A 21,164-nucleotide genomic window follows, 5' to 3' on the forward strand; every position below is an offset into this window, starting at 1 on the left:
ATTTCAGTGGTTTGCCCGTTAAGTGGTGTTTGATTATGTCGCTTTGAGCGAGAACAGGAAGGTCAAGATGAATAAGGGACCGATGATTTCTGCAGCCGGCCGCAACGTTGGGCTGGCAGCTTTCGCAAGTCTTGTTCTGGTGACGGCCCCGCTCACCCCTTCGGCTGCTGCCAACTCGCCCGCGCCCACCAAGGCCGCTGCCGCGGGCCCGGCCGCTCAAGCTGCCACCGATTTCAGCGCGGCTCGCCGCCATCGCTATTATCGTCGCGGCCCGAACGCTGCAGGCCTCGCCTTCATGGGCGCGGCGGCAGGTCTGATCGGCGGCGCGATCGCAGAGAGCAGGCGCCAGGAGTACTACGAGGACCGCTATAATTACGGCCCCGGTCCTTACTACGGCGGCCAGGGATATTACGGCGGCGCTCCCTACTATGGTCCGCGTGGCTATTATCAGCCTTATTAGGCGCCTGTCCTCGCCGCAGTCTCGTTTCGCGCCAAGGGGCGGTGTTTTTGCACCGCCCCTTGTTGCTTCTGCGCGAGGCGTCTCATTGCGCGACCTGTGTCGCGGGCGCGTCAATCCCTTCCGGAAAAAATATTCCACTTTACCGAAATTCGGTTTTGGCGTATGTGTCGCCCATCCCGGCTCATCCTCGAGGGGCGATCTTGTGGTCGTCATGTTCGCGAGCCGGGCTTGCGGTGGACGCGGCAGCGTTCGGGTGCGAGAGGCCAAGGGCAGCTCCTCTCCGTGAGCCCAAGGCTTCGTTCCGACGAGCGGCGCTGCTAGGCTTCGTCTCGTCTGTAAGTTTCCGGCTCCGTCGACAGGGCTGGGAAAACTGCGGCGAAATGGCGGGCCGTGCGTACGGCAAAACCGTGTGGTCCTGGCGTCTAGCGATTTCCTGCGCTTGGGAAAAACTCAAGAGCCTCGTCTAATGAAGGACTTATATGGGATTGGTGCCCGGCGCCGGGTCCGGTCGAAATGCGTTGGGCCCTATTAGGCCCTAGTTTCGCATGCTGGCGGCGCGGGCCTGCTGGATGCGATGGCCGGACCTGCCCGGTTGCGCTGGCGGCGCGCTGTGGGGCTTCCCTGCGGCCTTCCTGCGGCCTCGCCGCTGACCCCTGCCGGTCGCGATCTACTGGATCCGGTCAGCGATGATGCCGAGCATAACAACTACAGCTGCGAGCAACCACATCACCCCTCTAATATCCTGCCGCGTATGTCGAATGTAGTCGTCGGTGCTGCCAGTGTCCTTGCGCTGCTCTCTATTCGCGAGGAAGGCCACTACGACTATCATGCCAATGCCGATCAGCGTGAACATGGTGCTTCCTCACTTAGCCTGCCCGTCTTGGGCGGCGAGAGCATCGAGCAGGGCTTTGCAGGGTGCCTCTAGTCTGAACCGCTTGCAGATGCCCTCGACCATGAAGACGATAGTGCTCTTGGGCGCGGCGTCGATGAACTTGCCAGTCTCTTGAGAAATGGCCTTTTGGATTTCACCGTAATTGATTGGAAGACGCGGGCAGTATTGTTGGTTGAGCTTATCGAGGTCGTCGCGGCCAGACGCGGAACTGGTGGCATATTTCAGGTCGACACACATGCTGTCGGCGCTCTTCCATCCCTCTGCTGAACAGGCCAAGCGTCGACTTGTCACTTTAGCCGCGCCCCCGCTGGCAAGCCCTCCCTCCCCGACGAGGCTCGGGCATTCACACACGGTCGCCCCTGCAGAATACGACTGGCCCGCATAGTCGCACGTCGGCAAAGACAATGCGGTTGTCGGGATGGTAACAACAAACGCGACTGCCAGTATCCACTTCATGTTGCGCCCCCTTAAACCTACAACTCCGATAGAGTGTGGTTTGTCCTTGCGGTCAAGGGGCCACTCTCTTCAACAACGGCCTTGTCAACATCTGTTGCTCAAGGGGGCCATGGGCTCGCCCGCCGCTGCCTGCCGTCGCGTGGGTCGTGGTCACCCCGCAAAAATTATCCGCGCGGATAACATCGACCGCGACATGCGCGACGCTGGGCGATGGTGACGCGGTTACGCTTGAAGAGGACGTGCTCGTCGTTTTTCCATATCAGGGGTTAGCACGGTCAAAGTGATGCGCGACGGCTGGCGGGGACCGTCGAAGGATGGCGGTCCCATCCGCATCGGTCGCCAAGGTACTGTGGAGGGCGTCAGTTTGTGCGGGGACCGCGCGACGGCCCCGTATAAATATATTTGCCATTTTGCATTCCCGGTTTAATTTTTATGCTGGTTGGTACACAAAGGGCGGTGCGCGATGTGGCGCATGTCGAATAGAAGCAGTGATCTTCATGGATTGGAACGCCGGGACCGGCACGAGGTTAGATGGATTGCGCACGCTCGCGGCGGCGCTGACCGGCGCGTCGGATTGGAGGCGGCCGATGAAATTCATCGTGGATGAAGCCGGCGAGATCATCGCCCAAGCAACGGATGACCATACTCTAATTGGCGGCCAACACCGCCTCGCAGTGGCGGCCAGCCTCGGTAAAAGACTGTTCTGGCGAGATACCGGCGAACCTTTAAATCTTGATAACTTCTTCAAGCATTATGGAAGTTCTCGTGGACATACAGCCTGAGCCACTCACCGAGCGTATCCCTGTTAGGGGACATCGCACCGTCTTGGAATAATTGGCGCGATGTTGCCGTCCGCGACGGCCCGGCGCTATCGCCTCACCTGGCCCTGCTGCTTGATCGCCCACAGCCGGTAGGCTTCGTCCTCGTAGGGATCGTCAGCGGTCCGCGGCGGCACCAGCTTTGCGCCTTCCTCGCGGAAGTGCTGGAGCCCGCGCCCCATCGCCTTGCCCTTGATCGTGTGCTGATCGAACGCCCAATCCGGTAGCTCCGGCGTGTAGCCCTCCAGCATCGACCGCAGGCCGATGGCCGCAGCGAGGTGGTCGCCCTCACGGCTCTTCCTGGCGCGGCACATCGACCGTATTGCATTGCCTGTGGCCATGCGCGATGCGCCCGGCTTCTCCGCGTCGTACCATCGCTGCGCCTGTTCAACACACGCCCTGACGAATGGGATGATGGTCCTGTCGGCGGTGTCGATGTCCTCATGGCTGCCGAATGCCGGAAACTCGCGAGCTTGCCCAACACCAGCCGGCATCTATGCCCGGTATGGCTTCGACCAGAGCGAGACCGGCGCGGACCGCGCGCTCGGCGTCGTGCTCGCTCGCCTGCGGATAACCGAAGTAGGCCAGTACGCCGTCGCCTCCGGGAATACTGGGCTTCCTATGGTGGCAGGCTTGCGGTACTGCCTCATAGGACGGGATGCTCATTGCCGACCACCGTCTTGAACGCCGCTTGGCTGTGGAATTATCGGACTACGTGCTGAAAATCGACCACTGGCTAGCGGCCAATCAGGAGGGCTACAAAAAGCGCCAAGTACGAAGCACTCGCTTCTGAGCTTTCCGAACTGCAGCATCTCCACGAGCTGGTGCTTGAGACCGCAGATCTGGCGGCGCCCCAGCGAGCCGGTTGCATGGGACAAGATAGCTTTGACGGTGCCGGGGCGCATCTCCGGCCCACTACCGAGAACTATCGAAACTTGGCGCAGCCTGGACGATCACTTAAAGAGGCCGCCGGCCGAGTCGGCCTTACCACATCTTCCCATAGGTGCCGGAATTGAAAGGGGCCACCGCGAGGTGGCCCCTTGCCGGTTGCAATAATTGTTCGTGACCAAATGCCGTAACCGTCCGGTGAGGCTCCACCGGAGGCTTACGAAATGCCAGCCCCGGCCTGCACATCTCAACCCACCCGCGATTGGAGCCTGAGGCAGGTGAGGGCAGCACCCGGGCCGCATGCATCAGAAGTATCGGTCGGCCGGATCTGCGGAAGAACGGTTGCCAAAAGATATGAAAAGCTCACTTAATCTGAGCGGGCCAAGGGCTTGGTTCGCCTCCGGGAAACCTCGGGGAAACTCTGCACTGGCCGCACGGAGGGCGAACCGTTTGGCAAAAGCACTGACCTGCGGAAGCAATTCGCCGCCACTTTAGCGGCGCCTCCTCAAATTGCCGCACCGCCGCCGTCGTGGCCGGCTTGTCGGTTCGCATAGTCCCATGTTGGTCTCCGTCGAGTTGGCCATCTTGGCTGTTCGGCGACAGAGCCGCCTCCTCTAGAGCAGGGCGGCGACTCCCGAATGGCAGCGTGTGCTGCCGAAGCTTCGCCAGCTCACAATCGCTGATCTCGGCAGCCTCGAAAGCGAGTGCATCGCGATCGACCGCGTCCCGAGCTTGAGAAGCCGTCTCGCGCTGGCATCCATCCAAAGCTCTTCGGATGCAGGTTAAGGTGATAGTGACCGCCCGGCCGGCTTGCGGCCGAACTCGGCTTGCACCCTATTTCCCCGTCGCGCCCGGCAGTCCGAGAGAACGATAGCGAAGCGACGAAGACAGCCGGTCGTCCTCTAGGGATACCTACTCCCGAACTGGGGCCGCCACGGTGGTCGTCCTCGGCCACAACCGCCGCGCTTGCCGCGGCCGCAGTGGCACTTCCGCAAATGTCGCCGAGCGTGCTGCTCCGATCGCACTGCTGCTTGCGACCGTCTTCGCTGACGCAACGAAGGATCAGCATCAGACCAACTCCACCACTCAAGGACTGAGCGCCACGCGGAATCCGTGCGTCGGATAGCGAACATTGGTGTCGTAGCCATCGCGGTTGGACGGCCGCACATATCTCGAATCGTTCTTCCAGGAGCCGGAGCGCAGGACGTGAGCGCTGCAGTCGCCGCTGCTCCATGCCGATCCGTCGCCGGGCGCGCCCTGATAGGTCTTGTGCCAGCAGTCCTCGACCCACTGATCGATACCGCCGCCCATGTCGTGGAGCCCGAACGGATTCGGCCTGTAGCTACCGACCTTCGCTGGCTGCTCGGCCGCGAGATCACCGCAATCCTTGCAACCGGCCACGCCCGGCTGCAGCTTGTCGCCCCACCAATATTTGGTCTGCGTTCCGCCCCGCGCGGCATATTCCCATTCGGCTTCGCTCGGAAGCCGATAGGTCTTCTTCGTCGCCTGAGCGAGATAGGCCGCATATTGCTGCGCGTCTGTCCAGCTCACATTGCTGACCGGCGCATCGTCCTTGCCGATGGCCGTGAAGCCGCACGCCTTTGCAGCGGCGCACTCGTTCCATTCCTGCACGGTCACCGGATATTTGCCGATCGAGAACAGCTTGACGGTCACCTGGTGGACAGGACGCTCGGTCGGGTCGTCATTGCTTCCCATTGCAAAGCTGCCGCCGCGAATGGCGACCATCTCGGGTTCGCGGACGGGAACTGTCGATGGACTTGGCACCGGAGCGGGCGAGGGAGGCGACGAAGCCAACGAGGGAGAAGGCTGCGGCGTCTGCGGCGCCGCTTCGCGCGGCGGAGGCTGCGGGCTCGGCGATGCGGCCGGAGAAGCGGCAGGAGAGGCGCTGGGCACGGCGGCCTGCTCGCTCACCTTGCCCGGCGCCTGCGCCAGCAGGTACCACAGCACGCCGGTGGCAATGACCAGCAGCGTGAGGCTCAGGAGGAAGATCAAGATATTCTCGCGCCGGCCCTTGGTCTTGCCGACCGCATCTGCATCCGCCAGCACGCGATAGACCCGCACGGGATCGGTGATGTTCTTGACTTTGCGGTCCCCGAGCGACTCGTAGCCGCACACGACCTTGTGCTTGATCTGCTCGTAGATCGCGCCGGAGATATAGACCTGGCCCGGCTCGGCAATGCCCTCGATGCGTGAGGCGATGTTGACGCCGTCCCCGTAGATATCGTCCGCCTCCACGATGACGTCGCCGAGATTGACGCCAATCCGGTACTCGATCCTCGTATCCCTCGGAAGCGAGGCGTTGCGCCCGATGAGATTCTGCTGGATGACGATGCTGCATCGCACGGCCTCGACCGGACTGTCGAAAATCGCGATGAAGCCATCCCCCGTCGTCTTCACCAGACTTCCGTGATGCTCGACGATGCTGGGCCGGATGAGGTCCCGCTCGATCCGCTTGACGCGGACGTGCGTGCCCTCTTCGTCGGCCTGCATCAAGCGACTGTAGGAAGCTATGTCACCGACTATGATGGCGGCGAGACGACGAGGCCCGACGCCGTGTGAAGGGGGTTCACCGTTGTTCCCCGATCGGAAGTTGCGAATTTCGCCCATAGCGGGACCCACAAAACTGCAAGGCGACCCAGCATACGACCCGTCAAAAGGATCATCCGCGACGATATCACATCGATGAACGCAGACAACATCGAAGCACTCGTGCATCGCCTTGCCGATCGAAATGCCATCCCAGATCACCTGCTGGTCGTTGGACGCGGTCGCCGCCGATGCCCCTCGTGCGTAGGGATGGGGCTTAAGGCGCGGCGACCAGAGCGCGCCGATCCCCGACCTTCACATACCTGCGACAATCGACTCCATGGCTTTTGACGTTCGGCGTCATCTCCGCGTCAATCAGTGGTGCAAGCAAACTGCCGCTAGGCCGGCCTGCGTTATCGGCATCGATCTCTTGTCAGGTGTGGCGCACCGCAGCCCGCGTAACCGAGAACGGATTATCGCGTCGCGTTCGCTTACTGTTCGGCTTTATTCTCAAAAACACAACCCGAAAGCACTGATCCGTTGTATTGCCCTGCGCGGAACACGCTGCCGATCTCGAAGTTAGGAGTCTCGTGACTAAGAAGGTAGACTGCCCCGCCGTCGGCTTCCAACGCCGGCGGCGGGCTTTTTGTGAGTAGCGTTAGTGCCAAAGCGTACCCCAGCACCGGCCAAGAAGCCGCGAGCTTCCATGCCGGGCTTCATCAGCCCCCAGTTGGCGACACTGAAGATGAAAGCTCCTTCCGGGGCTCAGTGGATTCACACGACGGCTACCGCATCCAGCTCCACATCGAGGGCGACACCCGTAAAGCCTTTACCCGCAAAGGCCATAACTGGGTCAACCGGTTCTCGGTCATTGCCGGCGCCTTCAACATCGAAGGGCAAGCCATTGTCGATGGTGAGGTGGTCGTCATTCACCAGGGACGAACCAACTTCTCCGAACTCCAGGCGGACCTCGGCAGAGGCGACCAGGACCGGCTGGTTTACTTCGCCTTCGATCTCCTCTGGCTGGACGGCAAGGACCTTCGCAGAATGGCTCAGCTTGCCCGCAAGGAGCTTCTAAAGGAGTTTATCGAGGCCAACGAGGTGGAGAGGCCCATCCTGTACAGCGAGCACCATGAAGGGGACGGGCAGGCGCTGTTCGAGGCTGCCAGCAAGCTGAACTACGAGGGTATCGTCTCGAAGCGGGTTGATGCCCCGTATCGGTCGGAGCGGGTTGAGGCCTGGCAGAAGATCAAGACGGTGCACCGCGAAAAATTCCCTGTCGTTGGTTTCGTCAAGGACCCGTCCGGCGTCGCCGCGCTCTACCTCGGCAAGCAGGAGGGCAAAGAGCTGCGGTATATGGGGAAGGTCGGCACGGGTTGGAGCCGGACGAAGTCGGCGGAGATCCGCAAGGCCCTGGATACCGTCGTTAGCCCGAAGCAGAAGCTCACAAAGCCCATCAAGAAGCCGAAGGCCACGTGGGTCGATCCGAAGTTCTACGCCGAGATCGAATACCGGGACATCACCTCTGAAGGCCTGCTGCGCGCCAGTTCATTCAAAGGGTTGTCCAAGAAATAACTGATGTACATTTGACGCCTCAGCACGCGGGCTAGTGATACCTCTGCGTGAGCGATGAGGATGCGGTGGCCTTGAAGCGCCAACGCTCCAAGCAGACGGGCTCTGTTGAAGCCTCTCGCCATTGCTGCCAAAGGCAGGACAAGCTCACAACGGGGCCAAGCAGGGCTCTTGCTCAAGCGCACCTATAACGCAGATTAAGCGATCAGCGCAGAGGCGCCAGCTTCATACGCAGCGGTAGGAACGGGGCGAAGCAGGTCAAGTTTTCCAAGCTATATGTAACCTCCCCAGACTAGGCCTCCGCCCTTCCGGAGGCCTTCCTTTTGGGAACACACCGTTCTTACGGGCGTTTTCCTTGCCAGTGAGTGGAGTACCGGCATGCCGGACCGCGTAACCCAAGTGGTAAAAAAAGCCCAAGCCATCCTGGCTCGCTATGTCGAGCCTGGCCCGAGGGACTGCGAGAAGACGATCAATGACCTGCTGACCGTTCTTGACGATGAACGGCTTGTACAGGCGATGGGGGAGGAACATGAGCGACAATCTCACCAAACGGGACCAGCGCGACCGTAGCAAGATCAACATGCATGAAGACTTCGAGGTCAAATATTGGACCAGGGAGCTTGGTTGTCTCCAGCGACGAGCTGCAGAAGGCCGTCGACAAGGTAGGCAATTCGGCCGCCGCGGTTCGCAAAGAATTGGCGGCGTAACCGAGGCGCGCGGTATGCTTGCGATCTTTGGAGCAAGGCCCGCGCGCTTTTTCATGCCATGACGATCCCAACTGTCCCATCTGCTTTGGCTTAGGCTTTGTCTGCGAGAACCACCGGGACCGGGCATGGAGTGCAGAGCTCGGCTGCCAGTGTGGTGCCGGTGATCCGTGCGGTTGCAATTCCTCCGACGAAATCAAATCAAGGCATTGAAGAGCCTGACGCAAGCCACGTTATTCCCAATCCAGACGGAAAGAAGCGTCGTCATTGAACGGCAGACGACATCGAAGTGGGGACGCGCTATCCCGACGCGACGTTCGCTTTGATTGCGGCGCCCACGACAGAGCAATCGTTAGCGAAGATTACCGGCTTGGCGCATCGGACATCGGCGATCCTCACAGTAAGACGGCCGGCAGTCGTCGCCTGCGGCATGGCGTAAGACGGGCTGCCCGACGGGTGGTGTACAGGACAGAGGGCAGTCGAGAGCGTTTGGCCGTGATCGTGATCTGTGATTGCGGGCATATTCATCCAACTCGCTTTGCCACTTCGGCAACGATCAAATCCCGCTCCTGTAAATGAGCCTTTTGAGTCTCAATCAGAGTGTCGAGGACGGACAACGCGAGAGCAAGATCGCGCCCCTCGCGCTTGAGTCGGTTTATCAGCGTCTCTTGCTGGCTGATGTGTTGCTCGCCTTCATGAAGGCGACGCTCGGCCAAGGCTAAGAGTGCGCGGAGGCGCGGCAGCGGTCTCCCTTGCCTTCGCTCTGGCTCAAAGCGACCGAGCCGCCGTGGACCACACCACACTTCGATCGGTTGGTTCGCCACCCCGGCAGAGCCAAGCTGAAGAGCCTCTTCCGCGCTGCCGCACTCGATCTCCTGCACGTCCAGCGTCTTGCCCCAGTCGTCGAGCGTGAAGATATAGCAGCGCATCGAACTTTTGCAGCTGTTGCTCAGTCAAAGAATTCCGACACGGCCTAGACGTTCCTTAAGGATTTACCGGTTCAGCACCTTCGGTCGGCTTTCCCGGTTCCCGAATTAACTTCCAGCCTGCACATCAAGCTTAATTTGAACCTTAGATTGCGGCGAGCCTTCCGCGGGTTATCTTGGCGCATCGGACATTGCTCCCGTCCGGGCCCACCCATGGCGAAGTCGTCGCGCCAACATATTCGACGCGACGCTTCGTTCGATTGCAGGCCATTTCGTTGAAAAGCCAGCCGGACCACGAACCGCTTGATCTCGTCGAGATGCGTCGGCAACTCACCGGACTGCGTTCGCAACATTCCGACAATTTTCGAATAGCGTCGTTGTTGAACCGCTTCCTCGTGAAGATCGCGTTTCTGTCAGAGCCGAGGGACGTCGCGCACTCCCAACATCTTCGGTCTGAGTTCGCACGTACGCTACAAAAGGTTGGAGAGATCGCCTCGCGGTCTCCATCAGTAAAGCCATCAGACGCCGGCAAGCAGCCTAAGTAACATTAACGCACGGACGTTCTTGCGCCTGCCGCTGGCGGAGCCGACGCTGGATGCAGTCGCGAAGTCGTCCTCGTCTCGCGTAACGGCGCCTTCGCGGCGAGGGGTCGCCGCCGTCACAAGCGACGGCCCCGCCCATGATCAGCTCTAGTGACCGCGCCCTACTGCTCGGGGCACAAACGGCAGTCTCGGAGAAAACGACTTCGCGATCGCGAGAACTGCGGCTTCGTCAGTTTCGAGTGCGATCTTCTGGGCGAGCATCACATCGCCAATCGCCAACGCCCGTTCGGGGAGGAAGCACCACCCCACCTTAGGCTCCAGTTTTTCATCCAGCTCCAAAACATTACTCATCGTGCCCTGATAAATTCGGTATCGACGGCCAGTAAGAGAACCAGCGACTTCAAAAAAGCCATTGGCATCAAATTGCGCGCGCTGTTCTGGAGATAACCATTCCCGCAAAAGACGACGTGCACGCGCTTCCGGGCCATTTTGCTCGTTGAAGCTCCGATAGAGGGCACGCAGGGCACGCAGACGCGCGCCCTGGGCGACGTTACGTCCGAACAAAAACATCTTTGGTGCTGGAACGGTTCTAACCGCCGACTAAGTGCGGATAGAACAGCGTTTCCTCCGCTGTTGGATCAAATGACCGTATCAGCTTGAGATCGCCGGCCGGCGTCCGAGTGGCAGCGGTAAATCCTTGGCCGTTAAATTTCTTGAAGCGCCGCTCAGCCTCGGCGAGCCCGTTGGGGTCGTCTTGCTCAAAGAAATGTCTGCTGTCGCCTGTGCTGTCCATTACGATCTGGGTAGCCATGGAGGAGAACTCCGCGATCCTTAGCCTCTGATGAAAAACAAACCTCGCCCCGGTGAATAGTGTTCCTGCTCTCGGCAAATTTCGATGTGCCTTCTTGTTAGTCAGCGGTCGTTTGGCTCGCTGAATGGACGAAGACCTGATCCGCCGCGGCCTGACGGCGGCACAACGGGGTAAGCTGGTCGGAAAGCGGAAAGCGGCTTAGAGGCGGTGCATCCGGAGACGAGGAAGGGCGGCGACCGCAGATCAAACCGCAAAATCGGCGGTAAGGACAAGTTCGCCAAGGACACGGCGGAAAAGAGCGGAGAACCACTTCGCAGTGCCGAGCGGAATTTTAGGCGCACTCGGAAGCTAGGTCCCGAGCTTGGACCATGTTTCAACACGTCGCGTACCAGCCGTCAGGAAATGGAACGAGCAGCCAGGGGCCGTCCTCAATGTTATCGTTTGCAGCTACGGGTCTGCTGGGCGCTCGAGGCTCGGAGGCGAACTCATCCACCTCAGCGGCATTGGCCGCGTTACGTTTTTCGGCTAAATCTCTTTGCATGAACAAAACTCCCCACCGGGGCACCAACAAATTGGCAGCGTTTTCAAAAAATATCGGTCAAACTTTAGGCGACAAGATATCAGACCCTCGGCAAGCGATAGGAGGGCGGCGCTGTCCTTTTTGCACGCTAGCATTACAGTTGCTTTTTTGATTTGAAGTGGGCGCGTTGAGCGGCAGCCTGGTGAGCTCTGCGCCAGAAGGACCATGCGATGATGTGTGCGGGTTGAATCCGCTTCCGCGCAAGTCTGATAGCAATGCGGCGGATTTCCTGGATTGACCAACGGATCAGTGGTGGGGTGGTTATGTTTTGGCTTTTGCCGGGGGGCGCCGTTTCGTTTTTTTGGGCGGTGGCGGATTAGCGCGATGTCGGATCGCGGCCATCATGGCGAAGGCGAGCATCACCAAGGACACATGACGGTGCCAGCCATGCCAGGATCTGCTCTCGTTGTGATCGAGCCCGAACTCGTTTTTCGCCGTTTCAAAGCTGTCCTCGATCGCCCATCGATGGCCTTCGACCGCGACCAGCGTTTCAATGGCTGTTCCCGCTGGGCACCAGGTGGTGAAGAAGGCGAGGTCATCATCGGCAATGCGACGACGGATCAGTAGACCGCGTGTCCACAAACCGTCATTTGCACTGTTGGACTGCTCGGCCTCGAGATCCGCCAATTCGAGATAACACCAATCGTGCAGCCGCGGTCCTTTGGTTCCGGCTCCCGCCGACAGGCGCTTCCAGTCGGATGAGCGCCGCGTCCGGGCGAGGTCTGCAGCCGTACCGGCGACCGGCGGTCGCTTGCCCCAGGATCGAAACACATGAGCGCTGCTGACCCCAAGCACGTAGCCTTTGCCTGCCCGACGTAGTTGCTGTTCGATGTTGCCAACACCGTAGACGGTATCACCGGCAACCCACTTGAATGGTACAGACCCGGCTATCGCGCGTGCGATCATTCTCGTCGCAAGCTTTGGTTTGGTCGCAAAGCCGACATCGGCAGGCACATATGTGGCTTCCAGACGATCTGGATCGTCGGTCCATTCCTTCGGAAGATACAACGCGCGATCGATGAACGCATGGCCATGACGCGAAACGTAGGCAGCGAAGACGCCGATCTGGCAGTTCGTGATCTTTCCTGCCGAACCAGTGTATTGCCGCGCCACTCCGCATGACGCTTTGCCCTGTTTGAGAAAACCGGTCTCGTCGATCACGAGCACCGCATCGTCATCCGCCAAATGCTCGATGACATAGTCGTGCACGATATCGCGCAGGGCATCAGCGTCCCAGTCTCCACGACCCAGAATCGCCTGCTGCCGCCATGGGCCGGGATCGCCAGCCGCCTCCGCGCGCATCCAACCGGTCTTGCGCTGCTCATCTCCGAGCAGACCTTCCAGGAACAGACCTGCATTCGTCGCAACACGCTCTTGCGTGAACAACGGACGTATCCGTTGCTTGATCTCTCGAAGCGACGCCGCCCACAACGCAAGCGTCGCCTCAACCGACGCGGCCCGCGCCCACGACATTCGAATCATGGTTGCCCATGGATTCAGAAGCCCGCAACAAAAGCAACTGTAATGCTAGGCCATGTACCTATTAAGCGGCTGGCCGCCTGATGTCCGGACCGCCAACAGCGGCCGATGAGCCGATGGTCTCCGAGGTCGCAGACTTTGGCTTAGGCCAACAGACGAAAGGGTGGCCAAGAAGGGGGGACACGAAGGTCACCAGCTTTCAGTCTGCTCAACAGTGGCAGAGACCGTCAGGAGAACGCCGCCGTCATTCCTAACGACAATCGCGATGGTGCCTGGACGAGCAGCAAGGGTAAAATCGCGCACGGCCTCGCCTAGGGCAATCATGGCCACCTGTGAGCTGCAACAACGCTCTGCATTTCTTGGCCGAACTCGTCCAGAGTGACCCGTTCTGCTTCATGATAGTCGAAATGAAAACGCGGCATTTGCGCTAAGTTAGTAAGTGCCCGGACGTTCCTAAAACCGTGAGCCAGATTTGCTGAGCGTTGATCCTGCGCTTGGGTTCAACTCATGCAGATATTCAGGGCTGAACTCGGCTACAGCTTGCAGTTCGTCGGCGCGGAGCAGAGTAACGGTGTGGTTTTCCCATTCGATGAGGCCCAAACCCCTGAGTTCCTGGATCGTCCTGTTCACGTGAACTATCGAAAGCCCACATGCATCGGCAACATCTTGCTGGGTGAGCGGGATCCGGAAGCTGCCGTTGTCCGCCAGCCCAACGAATTCCATGCGAGTGGTAAGCTCGCAAAGAAGATGCGCGAGTCGACCTAAGGCTTGGCGCGCTCCGAGATTCTCAACCCATTCGCGATAGATGGCCGCCTGTATCAGCGTTTCGCGCCAAAACGCGTGTGTAAGTCCGAGAGATTCGGTCATCATCTCTCTGAGAGATGAATGAGACACAGCGGCTATCGTCGAATTGCCTACGCTGCACAGATCACAATCTGCAATCGGCAGATGCAGGGTAGGCAAGTCGGGCATGTCCCCAGCCAGGTAGAATGACGAGATCTGATTTCGATCATTCACCACCCTTTGCCGAGCTAGAAAGCCGTCGATCACAACGATGCAGCTGCTGGGCTTGTCTCCCTCGCGCACGGCGTATTCGCCATCAGCCAGGGACTTCACTTTGTATGGTATGCGCGCGAGTCTAACCTTATCGCGTTCGAATAGACCGCCGACTGCCTGTAGGCGCGCTATTAACTTGCGGTGCGGCATGATCACTCCCTTGCACATGCAGGCGGGAGCGCGACCTCTCTCAGCCACCGACGCCTACGGACAAAGCCTCGGCCGGTGATGCTTCAGTAGAGCATGAAACTCGCCAGCGTTCCTAGATTCTTCGGCAACGAACATCGCTTTCTCGCGCTCCAGCCGGATCCCGCCGATACGAATGTCCGCTTCGAGCCGCCGATCACGGCTAAGGTGGGGGACTTGCGCGCTTTGCGTTGGTAAGCCGACGTTCCTGAGTAAACGTCCTAGCTTCGCGGCTTCCGACGTGGCTTTCCAGCCTGGTTCCTCAACAGCGGGCGCATGCCGTCGATGCTGGTGATGCTGTTTTTAAATCCGGGCGGCAGCGGCAACTCGCCGGGCGCGGCATCGTTGCAGGCCGGGCAGGGGTCGCCGGCGCCGCCGCAGCCGCAGGCCTTTGGCCCGTCCCAAGGGCGTTCGGGATGGTTCTCGCAAACCCAGTGGGTGCCGTCACAGCGGGAGCATGCCACGTTCGGTCCTCGTCAATGCGCCGCGGACTCTTCCTCGATCTCCTGCCCGTGCAAATGGTCGAGCACATCGCCGAGGTCTCGCATGTCCAGCATGTTGCCGCAGCTCGTGCAGCAGATGAAGTGGTCACGTTCGCTTTGCGGCGGCGGACTTTGCGGCTTGCCCTCTCGGAACATCATGCGGCGCCCTGCAGCGGCAGCGCGAGCTGTACGTCAAAGCGCCTGGTGGCGTTGGCGGCGATGAAGTCCTGCAGGGCGACCGAGATATCGTCGTCGCTGTCGACGACGCGTTGCGCCAACGCATCGGCGATGTCGGAGGTGGCGTCGCGCGACCATCCTTCGCTCGCGTTGAAGCACACGATACGGACCGGATAGACATACTGGCCGGAGAGGAGGCCTTGCAGCACTGTTTCGAGATCGGTGTCCTGTTCGTCCGTCTCGCGCCAGGCGCAGCCGGCGTGCGCGCCAAAGTCTTCGAGCACGATGTAAATGTCTCGGTCGAGACGGTCGGTTGGCACGACCGAGGGCGAGGAACGCATACACTTACTCCGATACTACGGACGGCCGAGAGGCGGCCCCAGCTTGGGGGGCTGGTGGGGTAGGCCGGGGCCGCTCCGCCAGCTCAGGCGGCGAGCCGGCGATGACTCAAATGCCGCCGCTCCATGTGGTTCCACTTAGCTGGTCACCCGGAAAATCCCCAGTCGCGCGAGCTTACGTTCTTCTATCCTTCCTGGTCTCGATAGCGGGCGAGCTCCGCTCTTGCGAGTGCCCGGGCCTGTTCAAGCGCTTCTGCCCCGGTCAATAGGTTCGGTGCAAGCCGCCGCCCCGCGATATCGTCCCAATAGAAGTAAACGCTCGGCCGACCAGAGCTATCGCCAAATTTTGGTGACGGCCGGAGCCGGTCAGGCGGCGGCGGTTATGGGCTGGCGGTCGGTCGGCTTGGCGATGACCTCGATCCCATCATTGAATGTCACACCGACAACGAGTTTTGGCAACTGGTTGTGGCCATCGAGACGACGCCAGCTTCTCTGCGCGGCCTCGAGCAGTTTGAAGACCATCGCGAGTGCCGTCTTGTTGGACAGGCAGCCCTTCGATCGGATGGTGCGGTGGCGAACGGTGGCGAAGGTGCTTTCGATGGGGTTGGTAACCGGTATGAGATTTCTCGGTGCCAACGTTCCGCTGCGGTGTTCTGCGTCGTGGCGTATGGTGCGACCATCGGGACAGAGGCACCGGGAGCACGATGTGCGGGCAGGCCGATGCATTCGATGAGCCGCGAGCTCGAGTTAGTAGCTGGCCGCCTCTGCGACTCGCCCGGTTGCGCTGAGAGCGCGAATCCGTAGTTGTCGTGTCGCCCCTAGCTCCCGTCATGTGGTCTGATTGGCAGGAGGTGCGAATGCGACGGGTGATTGGCATCGACGTCCACCGAACTTTCGGGGAAGTGGTGATTTGGGAGGATGGCAGGCTCCGACATGCGGGCCGCATTGATATGACGCGGACTGCGTTGGAGGGATTTGGCAAGACCCTGCTGGCCAGTGATGAGGTGGTGGTCGAGGCGACCGGCAACAGCATGGCGGTATCGCGGGTTCTCGCACCGTTCGTGGCACGGGTGATTATCGCCAATCCGCTGCAGGTGAAGGCGATCGCCCAGGCTCACGTCAAGACCGACAAGATCGATGCCGGCACGCTCGCCAGTCTGCAGGCGGCTGGGTACCTGCCGCAGATCTGGACGCCTGACGCGGAGACGGAACGCAAGCGTCGGCTGGTGGCGCGGCGCTACCAGGTCGTGCGCCATCGCACGCGGCTCAAGAACGAGGTGCATTCGATCCTGCACGCGCACCTGATCCCGAAGTGCCCGCATGCCGATCTTTTCAACGGCCGCGGCCGGGCGTGGTTGGCCGCCCAACCGTTGCCGGACGATGAGCGCGCGGCGATCGATCGGCACGTCCGCGAGCTTGACCGGCTGGCGGAAGATCTGGCCCTGCTCGACCGCGAGATCGCGCAGGACGCCATCGACGATTCCGCGGTCAACAGATTGATGACGATCACCGGCGTCAACTTGGCGCTCGGTGCCGGCATCATGGCGGCGATCGGCGACATCAGCCGGTTCAACAGTCCGCAGAAGCTGGTGAGCTATTTTGGGCTGAACCCGCGGGTGCGGCAGTCCGGACTTGGCGCCGCCCATCACGGCCGCATCAGCAAGATCGGCCGCAGTCACGCGCGCGCCATGCTGGTCGAGGCGGCCTGGGCAGCGGCCAAGGCGCCCGGTCCGCTGCATGCGTTTTTCGTGCGCATCCGCGCCCGGCGCGGCCATCAGATCGCCGCGGTGGCCGTGGCCCGGAAGCTCACCGTGCTTTGCTGGCATTTGTTGACGAAGGGCGAGGATTACCTGTGGGGGCGCCCGGCACTGGTCGCCATCAAGACCCGCGCGATCCAGCTTCAAGCCGGACATCCGCAACAGAAAGGCAGCCGGCGTGGGCCAGCGTATGCCTACAACATCAAGGCACTGCGCGACCGCGAGATGTTGATTGCCGCACAGGCGGAGCAAAGCTACGAGCGCTTGGTGACGCAATGGAAACCACGGCGGCCAAAAACCGGTGCGCGGGCGCCTCAACTCGGCAAGACAAAATAGGGCAGCCTGGTGGCGCTTGCAGCCGATGCGCCACGCTTCGCCACGAGGTCGCCCGCGCCCACCCAGGATAATCTCGCCTGACGGCAAGTGCCAGCCAGGAATGCAGCCCCGTTCCACGCCAGCATGCCGCCGTGCTCGGGCCGGTCAAGGCCAAGCCTTGCGCTGGCCGCAAACGCGGCCAGCCTTGACTGCCCCTGCGCGCGGCGGCTGCGAGATCGATGGCCGGGACGGAAGAATGGCCCGCGGCGCAGCCGAACAAAAGAATGGACGTACGCGATTTCTGCAATCGTCATCTCGGTCATGAAAAAAATCGCTTGTCCATCTCATCCGTCGTCCGCAAGTGTTTCCAGTGCTCGGCCGGGAAGTCGTAGAACGCCAGTAGCGTGTCTCGATCCTTGCTCAGGCAATCGGCGGCCTTCTCGTACTTCAGCGCGTAGCTCTCGATGAAGGCGTCGAACGCCAGCTCGGCGGCGAGCTTCGTTTCAGCCATCCAGATCTCCTGCAACGCGCGTTTGGCCTTCGGCTGCTGGCTCTTCGGCAACTTGGCGAGCACGTTGGCGGTCTTGTGCACCCAGCAGCGCTGCTCGCGCGTTTTCGGCCAGACCTCGCCGGCCGCCTTCCAGAACCCGAGTGCGCCATCGGCGATGGTAAGCTGCGGCGCCACGTCGAGCCCGCGCCGCTTCAGATCGAGCAGCAGATCGCGCCAGTCCTGCGCGCTCTCGCGGGCGCCATCGGTGAAGCCGACCAGTTCCTTGCGGCCTTCCGGGGTCGCGCCGATCAGCACCAGGATGCACTGCTTTTCGTCTTCGAGGCGCGCTTGAAGATGGATGCCATCGGCCCAGATGTAGACGTAGCGCTTCGCCGACAGATCGCGCCTCTGCCACCCGGCGTGCTCGTCGAGCCAGCCATCCTTCAGGCGACCGATGGCGGATGCCGACAACCCGGCAGCATCCTTGCCGAGCAGCGCAGCCAGCGCCTCAGAGAAGTCGCCGGTCGAGATACCCTTCAGGTAAAGGATCGGCAGCAGCGTCTCGATCGACTTCGACCGGCGCATGTAGGGCGGCAGGATCGACGGCGAGAACCGGATGCGGCCAGGATCGGCGGCGTCCGCTTCGCGATCGCGTACAGAGGGGCGCTGCACGGAGATAGCAGGCAGCTCCGGTCGACGCCACTTCTGCCGAGGTTCACGCTCGCGGGTCTGTGTCTCTTCTAGTGGGCCGCAACGAGCGCTGCCATACTGAATGCGACTACGCTTGCAGCAGCCAAGGACCAGAGCGCTATAGCGATCTCTTTGGGCATGGTCGTGGCCTCCTGACGAAAGCCGCCTCACCCTTACTGCCGGACGAGCCTAGCGCGCATACCGATCAGCATTGTGTAGGCAAGCCGACGCCAAATCAGGTTCATCAGGACGAGCATGTGGTATCTCCCTATTTTATCCGGTCAGCTTCGACCTGTCATGTTTCAAGAAGATTTCGCCGAGGGTGCGAAATGGCTTCATCCGGCGATAAACAGGAGGCCCGCCGGTCTAGGCTGGCGGGCTTGTTTTCGAGCGTTCTCGACCGTTGGGATGGATCAAGGAATTTAGTCCCAAAGAAAGCGCGACTCCGAAATATCGGAGTCCGATCACCGCGGCTTGAGGGAACCCGCCCGGAATTTTCGCGTTTGATCGGCGGTTGTATCATCGTGGAGAGAAAGCCATGGGATCGCGCCACCGGGTCGTGCAATCATCCCCACTTGAAACACGGCTTGCCGAAGAAGCGAAGCGCCTCCGCGAGGAAGCTAAGTCGCTTCCACATGGTAGCGCACGGGAGGACATGATCCGCAAAGCCCGCCAAGCCGAAACCGGATCACACATGAGCGAATGGCTGAGATCCCCCGGCCTGCAGCCACCGGAATAGACGCCCCCGGATTTCCGCTCCTGCCCTCTTTTGGCAAGGCCTATAACTTAGGCTATTGGAACGTGTGTGCACTTTGAGACTTAGTGAGTCCTCTCGGCGAGGGCAGTACCGTGGACCGCGACTTTAAGAACGAAGTCTTTTCCAGCTATCAGCCAAATCCAACTAAGCCCTGCAACCACTGTGGCCAAAGGCCAGCCCTCGCGGTGAAGATGCTCAATCCCCAGACCGGGGGGATCGTTCGCATGTTCAAGTGCCAGTGCGGCGAGCAAACTTGGACCGAGGACAAAGAGTAGGGCCGCCTCAGTTGCCCGACGCTGGCCTCTTGAAGCGCCTTCGATCCACTGCCGCACGAACTTCGAACAGACTTCGAACAGGGTGACTATCGATCCGATCGGCGCCCAGCGCAATGGCCGCCATAGTGAACATCATGCCAGGCACGAATCGCCCCGCTGCTCACAGGCCCTAAGTACCAAAGTGGACGGCGGTCGCTAACAGCCTAGCCGGCAGGGTCGTTCCCTTTCGGCTCTTGCAAGAATTTTGGCATGTTTCCACGCGGTTCGCGATCACGCAGGGCCGGGCGTTCGGACGGGTCGCGGCCGAGCTTGGACTGCAGCTCGACGAGGTCGGTGAAGACGTCGGCCTGGCGGCGCAGCTCGTCGGCGATCATCGGCGGCTGGCTCGCGATCGTGGAAATCACGGTGACCCGCACGCCGCGGCGCTGAACGGCCTCGACCAGGGACCGGAAGTCGCCGTCACCCGAGAACAGCACCATCTGGTCGATGTGCTCGGCGAGCTCCATGGCGTTCACGGCGAGCTCGATGTCCATGTTGCCCTTGACCTTGCGCCGGCCGGAGGCGTCGATGAACTCCTTGGTCGCCTTGGTGACCACGGTGTAGCCGTTGTAGTCGAGCCAGTCGATCAGCGGCCGGATCGAGGAGTATTCCTGATCCTCGATGATCGCGGTGTAGTAGAACGCCCTAAGCAGCGTCCCGCGGCTCTGAAACTCCTTCAACAGGCGCTTGTAATCGATGTCGAAGCCGAGAGTTTTTGCCGTCGCGTAGAGATTGGCTCCATCGATGAAGAGCGCGATCTTGTCGGTAGAGGAAGGTGACATTCAGTTCACGCTTTCGGTGAAGCAGCGCGGATTAGGTTGAAAGCATCGCGAGCGCGCGACGCGGAGGCGGTCGTAATGTATATAGATCACTATCGAAGATCGTCGAGGAGGCGGATGCTTTAAGCTTCAACTATTTCCAAATGGTATCACGCCTTGGAAATCTGACATTAGCCGAAAGTTGGTCTGTCAGATTTGTAATGTGTCCTGTCTATTTCCAGGTGCTTGTTTCAGGGTGCTCGCGCCGTGACCGTTGGCGATTTCGCTCTGGTTTGATCTTTGGATCCACCGGCGCGGTCGCGGCTGGCGGTGGTCTGTCTCAGCTTCAGGCGGAGACGTTCTCCTGGTCGGAACGGAGAGAAGCCGACCCGTAGGATGGCAGCTCGAGCCGTGTTCCAGTTGCTGCTGACCGCTCCTTACTGCGACGGAATGAGATCTAAAGATAGGTCGGCACCGTGGCGTCGAGCTGAATGCCAGGAGGGGCGTTCGGCGGTGGATCGCTTAGGCCCACAAGGATGTCGCGGCGATTGAGACGGGTCTGCAGACGGGGGCGGGACCGGATACGTTCGAAGGACTGGTGCACCGAGCAGACCGGCTGACCTTGCCCCGCGGGCTTAATCCAGTTTGAAGTTCGTTCTGGCCCAAGACAAGGACCAGAGCATGAAGCGCAATCGCTTTTCGGAAGAGCAGATCATCGGGATTTTGAAGGAGCACGAGGCTGGGATCTCGGTCGCCGATCTCTGCCGCAAGCATGGCGTCAGCGACGCCAGTATCTACAAGTGGAAAGCTAAATTCGGCGGGATGGATGTCTCGGAGGCTAAGCGGCTGCGGTCGCTTGAGGACGAGAACACGAAGCTGAAGCGCTTGCTGGCTGACGCCATGCTGGATAATGCGGCGCTCAAGGATCTCCTGGGAAAGAATGTATGACCCGCCCCGCCCGTGCAAGGTCGTTTAATGAGGACGATGCAGTCTGCACAAATGTATCCGGCCTCTTGCAAGTGGGCCGCTGTTGCGGCCAGGCCATGATGAGATCCGCGCGTGCCGTTCCCAGATAAATGGTTCGGGCTCGAAGCCCGCTTTTTTGCACAGGGTTTACGGCGCGCCGATCGACTGTTTCGTCATCACCTTCACGAACCTCGCAGTCTGGA

Annotated in this window: 17 protein-coding genes and 4 pseudogenes; 6 read left to right on the plus strand and 15 right to left on the minus strand. The window is 60.6% G+C overall.

Annotated features, from left to right (window positions below; translation table 11 throughout):
• Nucleotides 1-67 precede the first annotated feature (67 nt).
• On the plus strand, nucleotides 68-460 hold the full coding sequence (locus IVA93_RS10975; protein ID WP_026233985.1) for a hypothetical protein: 393 nt from the start codon (nucleotides 68-70) through the stop codon (nucleotides 458-460).
• 667 nt (nucleotides 461-1,127) lie between these two features.
• Here the strand turns inward: IVA93_RS10975 and IVA93_RS10980 are convergent.
• Both IVA93_RS10980 and IVA93_RS10985 read right to left on the minus strand, forming a co-directional pair.
• Nucleotides 1,128-1,313: a hypothetical protein gene (locus tag IVA93_RS10980; RefSeq protein ID WP_018460258.1), complete on the minus strand. Its 186-nt coding sequence runs from the start codon at nucleotides 1,311-1,313 to the stop codon at nucleotides 1,128-1,130.
• A gap of 9 nt (nucleotides 1,314-1,322) precedes the next feature.
• Complete coding sequence (locus IVA93_RS10985; RefSeq protein ID WP_018460257.1) at nucleotides 1,323-1,808, minus strand: hypothetical protein; 486 nt, start codon at nucleotides 1,806-1,808, stop codon at nucleotides 1,323-1,325.
• 587 nt (nucleotides 1,809-2,395) lie between these two features.
• On the opposite strand from IVA93_RS10985, the gene IVA93_RS10990 reads away from it, so the two are divergent.
• Complete coding sequence (locus tag IVA93_RS10990; protein ID WP_247361288.1) at nucleotides 2,396-2,590, plus strand: hypothetical protein; 195 nt, start codon at nucleotides 2,396-2,398, stop codon at nucleotides 2,588-2,590.
• A gap of 86 nt (nucleotides 2,591-2,676) precedes the next feature.
• Here IVA93_RS10990 and IVA93_RS10995 read toward each other — a convergent pair whose 3' ends face one another.
• Nucleotides 2,677-3,120 carry a hypothetical protein gene (locus tag IVA93_RS10995; protein WP_247361289.1) on the minus strand — a complete coding sequence of 148 codons (444 nt, stop codon included), beginning with the start codon at nucleotides 3,118-3,120 and terminating at the stop codon, nucleotides 2,677-2,679.
• A 1,480-nt stretch (nucleotides 3,121-4,600) separates the two neighbouring features.
• The gene (locus tag IVA93_RS11000; protein ID WP_026233984.1) at nucleotides 4,601-6,142 is read right to left on the minus strand and encodes an SUMF1/EgtB/PvdO family nonheme iron enzyme; all 1,542 of its coding nucleotides are present in this window, start codon (nucleotides 6,140-6,142) and stop codon (nucleotides 4,601-4,603) included.
• A 687-nt stretch (nucleotides 6,143-6,829) separates the two neighbouring features.
• Here IVA93_RS11000 and ligD point away from each other — a divergent pair.
• Both ligD and IVA93_RS11010 read left to right on the plus strand, forming a co-directional pair.
• Nucleotides 6,830-7,636 carry a non-homologous end-joining DNA ligase gene (gene ligD / locus IVA93_RS11005; RefSeq protein WP_018460253.1) on the plus strand — a complete coding sequence of 269 codons (807 nt, stop codon included), beginning with the start codon at nucleotides 6,830-6,832 and terminating at the stop codon, nucleotides 7,634-7,636.
• Nucleotides 7,637-8,162: 526 nt separating this feature from the next.
• A pseudogene (locus IVA93_RS11010) lies at nucleotides 8,163-8,340 on the plus strand (DUF3606 domain-containing protein).
• A gap of 521 nt (nucleotides 8,341-8,861) precedes the next feature.
• On the opposite strand, the gene IVA93_RS11015 reads toward IVA93_RS11010, so the two are convergent.
• The 8 genes and pseudogenes from IVA93_RS11015 to IVA93_RS11050 form a co-directional block, all read right to left on the minus strand.
• Entirely contained in the window at nucleotides 8,862-9,266 is a 405-nt protein-coding gene (locus IVA93_RS11015) for a hypothetical protein (RefSeq protein ID WP_247361292.1), read from the minus strand.
• Nucleotides 9,267-9,952: 686 nt separating this feature from the next.
• Entirely contained in the window at nucleotides 9,953-10,375 is a 423-nt protein-coding gene (locus tag IVA93_RS11020) for a hypothetical protein (RefSeq protein ID WP_247361295.1), read from the minus strand.
• 19 nt (nucleotides 10,376-10,394) lie between these two features.
• Nucleotides 10,395-10,616 (minus strand): hypothetical protein, encoded by a 222-nt coding sequence (locus IVA93_RS11025; protein ID WP_247361298.1) that lies wholly within the window; start codon nucleotides 10,614-10,616, stop codon nucleotides 10,395-10,397.
• An 841-nt stretch (nucleotides 10,617-11,457) separates the two neighbouring features.
• Nucleotides 11,458-12,678 carry an IS701 family transposase gene (locus IVA93_RS11030; RefSeq protein ID WP_247285483.1) on the minus strand — a complete coding sequence of 407 codons (1,221 nt, stop codon included), beginning with the start codon at nucleotides 12,676-12,678 and terminating at the stop codon, nucleotides 11,458-11,460.
• 450 nt (nucleotides 12,679-13,128) lie between these two features.
• Nucleotides 13,129-13,881, minus strand: coding sequence for a Crp/Fnr family transcriptional regulator (locus IVA93_RS11035; RefSeq protein ID WP_247361299.1), 753 nt, complete (start codon nucleotides 13,879-13,881; stop codon nucleotides 13,129-13,131).
• A gap of 512 nt (nucleotides 13,882-14,393) precedes the next feature.
• Nucleotides 14,394-14,558 (minus strand): hypothetical protein, encoded by a 165-nt coding sequence (locus IVA93_RS11040; RefSeq protein WP_018460487.1) that lies wholly within the window; start codon nucleotides 14,556-14,558, stop codon nucleotides 14,394-14,396.
• Complete coding sequence (locus IVA93_RS11045) at nucleotides 14,555-14,917, minus strand: hypothetical protein (RefSeq protein ID WP_018460486.1); 363 nt, start codon at nucleotides 14,915-14,917, stop codon at nucleotides 14,555-14,557. Before IVA93_RS11045 ends, IVA93_RS11040 begins: the two co-directional genes overlap by 4 nt.
• 363 nt (nucleotides 14,918-15,280) lie before the next feature.
• Nucleotides 15,281-15,523, minus strand: a pseudogene (locus IVA93_RS11050) (IS256 family transposase); the annotation flags it as partial.
• A gap of 266 nt (nucleotides 15,524-15,789) precedes the next feature.
• On the opposite strand from IVA93_RS11050, the gene IVA93_RS11055 reads away from it, so the two are divergent.
• On the plus strand, nucleotides 15,790-17,007 hold the full coding sequence (locus IVA93_RS11055; protein ID WP_247789916.1) for an IS110 family RNA-guided transposase: 1,218 nt from the start codon (nucleotides 15,790-15,792) through the stop codon (nucleotides 17,005-17,007).
• Here the strand turns inward: IVA93_RS11055 and IVA93_RS11060 are convergent.
• The 3 genes and pseudogenes from IVA93_RS11060 to IVA93_RS11075 form a co-directional block, all read right to left on the minus strand.
• Nucleotides 16,986-17,309 carry a hypothetical protein gene (locus IVA93_RS11060; protein ID WP_157643167.1) on the minus strand — a complete coding sequence of 108 codons (324 nt, stop codon included), beginning with the start codon at nucleotides 17,307-17,309 and terminating at the stop codon, nucleotides 16,986-16,988. The two genes, IVA93_RS11055 and IVA93_RS11060, sit on opposite strands and share 22 nt — an antisense overlap.
• A 5-nt stretch (nucleotides 17,310-17,314) precedes the next feature.
• Nucleotides 17,315-18,142, minus strand: a pseudogene (locus IVA93_RS11065) (IS256 family transposase); the annotation flags it as partial.
• Between the two features lie 1,259 nt (nucleotides 18,143-19,401).
• Nucleotides 19,402-20,019: a LabA-like NYN domain-containing protein gene (locus tag IVA93_RS11075; RefSeq protein ID WP_247789767.1), complete on the minus strand. Its 618-nt coding sequence runs from the start codon at nucleotides 20,017-20,019 to the stop codon at nucleotides 19,402-19,404.
• Between the two features lie 657 nt (nucleotides 20,020-20,676).
• Between IVA93_RS11075 and IVA93_RS11080 the strand changes: the two are divergent.
• Nucleotides 20,677-20,940: pseudogene (locus IVA93_RS11080) on the plus strand (transposase); the annotation flags it as partial.
• Nucleotides 20,941-21,164 lie beyond the last annotated feature (224 nt).

The organism is Bradyrhizobium sp. 155 (assembly GCF_023101105.1).
GTDB classification, from domain to species: domain Bacteria; phylum Pseudomonadota; class Alphaproteobacteria; order Rhizobiales; family Xanthobacteraceae; genus Bradyrhizobium; species Bradyrhizobium canariense_D.

Excerpts from the sequence above, each read along its gene's own strand:
- IVA93_RS10975 (WP_026233985.1), top strand. The coding sequence starts at position 68 with ATGAATAAGGGACCGATGATTTCTGCAGCCGGCCGCAACGTTGGGCTG.
- IVA93_RS10980 (WP_018460258.1), bottom strand. The coding sequence starts at position 1,313 with ATGTTCACGCTGATCGGCATTGGCATGATAGTCGTAGTGGCCTTCCTC.
- IVA93_RS10985 (WP_018460257.1), bottom strand. The coding sequence starts at position 1,808 with ATGAAGTGGATACTGGCAGTCGCGTTTGTTGTTACCATCCCGACAACC.
- IVA93_RS10990 (WP_247361288.1), top strand. The coding sequence starts at position 2,396 with ATGAAATTCATCGTGGATGAAGCCGGCGAGATCATCGCCCAAGCAACG.
- IVA93_RS10995 (WP_247361289.1), bottom strand. The coding sequence starts at position 3,120 with ATGCCGGCTGGTGTTGGGCAAGCTCGCGAGTTTCCGGCATTCGGCAGC.
- IVA93_RS11000 (WP_026233984.1), bottom strand. The coding sequence starts at position 6,142 with ATGGGCGAAATTCGCAACTTCCGATCGGGGAACAACGGTGAACCCCCT.
- IVA93_RS11015 (WP_247361292.1), bottom strand. The coding sequence starts at position 9,266 with ATGCGCTGCTATATCTTCACGCTCGACGACTGGGGCAAGACGCTGGAC.
- IVA93_RS11020 (WP_247361295.1), bottom strand. The coding sequence starts at position 10,375 with ATGTTTTTGTTCGGACGTAACGTCGCCCAGGGCGCGCGTCTGCGTGCC.
- IVA93_RS11025 (WP_247361298.1), bottom strand. The coding sequence starts at position 10,616 with ATGGCTACCCAGATCGTAATGGACAGCACAGGCGACAGCAGACATTTC.
- IVA93_RS11030 (WP_247285483.1), bottom strand. The coding sequence starts at position 12,678 with ATGATTCGAATGTCGTGGGCGCGGGCCGCGTCGGTTGAGGCGACGCTT.
- IVA93_RS11035 (WP_247361299.1), bottom strand. The coding sequence starts at position 13,881 with ATGCCGCACCGCAAGTTAATAGCGCGCCTACAGGCAGTCGGCGGTCTA.
- IVA93_RS11040 (WP_018460487.1), bottom strand. The coding sequence starts at position 14,558 with ATGATGTTCCGAGAGGGCAAGCCGCAAAGTCCGCCGCCGCAAAGCGAA.
- IVA93_RS11045 (WP_018460486.1), bottom strand. The coding sequence starts at position 14,917 with ATGCGTTCCTCGCCCTCGGTCGTGCCAACCGACCGTCTCGACCGAGAC.
- IVA93_RS11060 (WP_157643167.1), bottom strand. The coding sequence starts at position 17,309 with ATGACCGAGATGACGATTGCAGAAATCGCGTACGTCCATTCTTTTGTT.
- IVA93_RS11075 (WP_247789767.1), bottom strand. The coding sequence starts at position 20,019 with ATGTCACCTTCCTCTACCGACAAGATCGCGCTCTTCATCGATGGAGCC.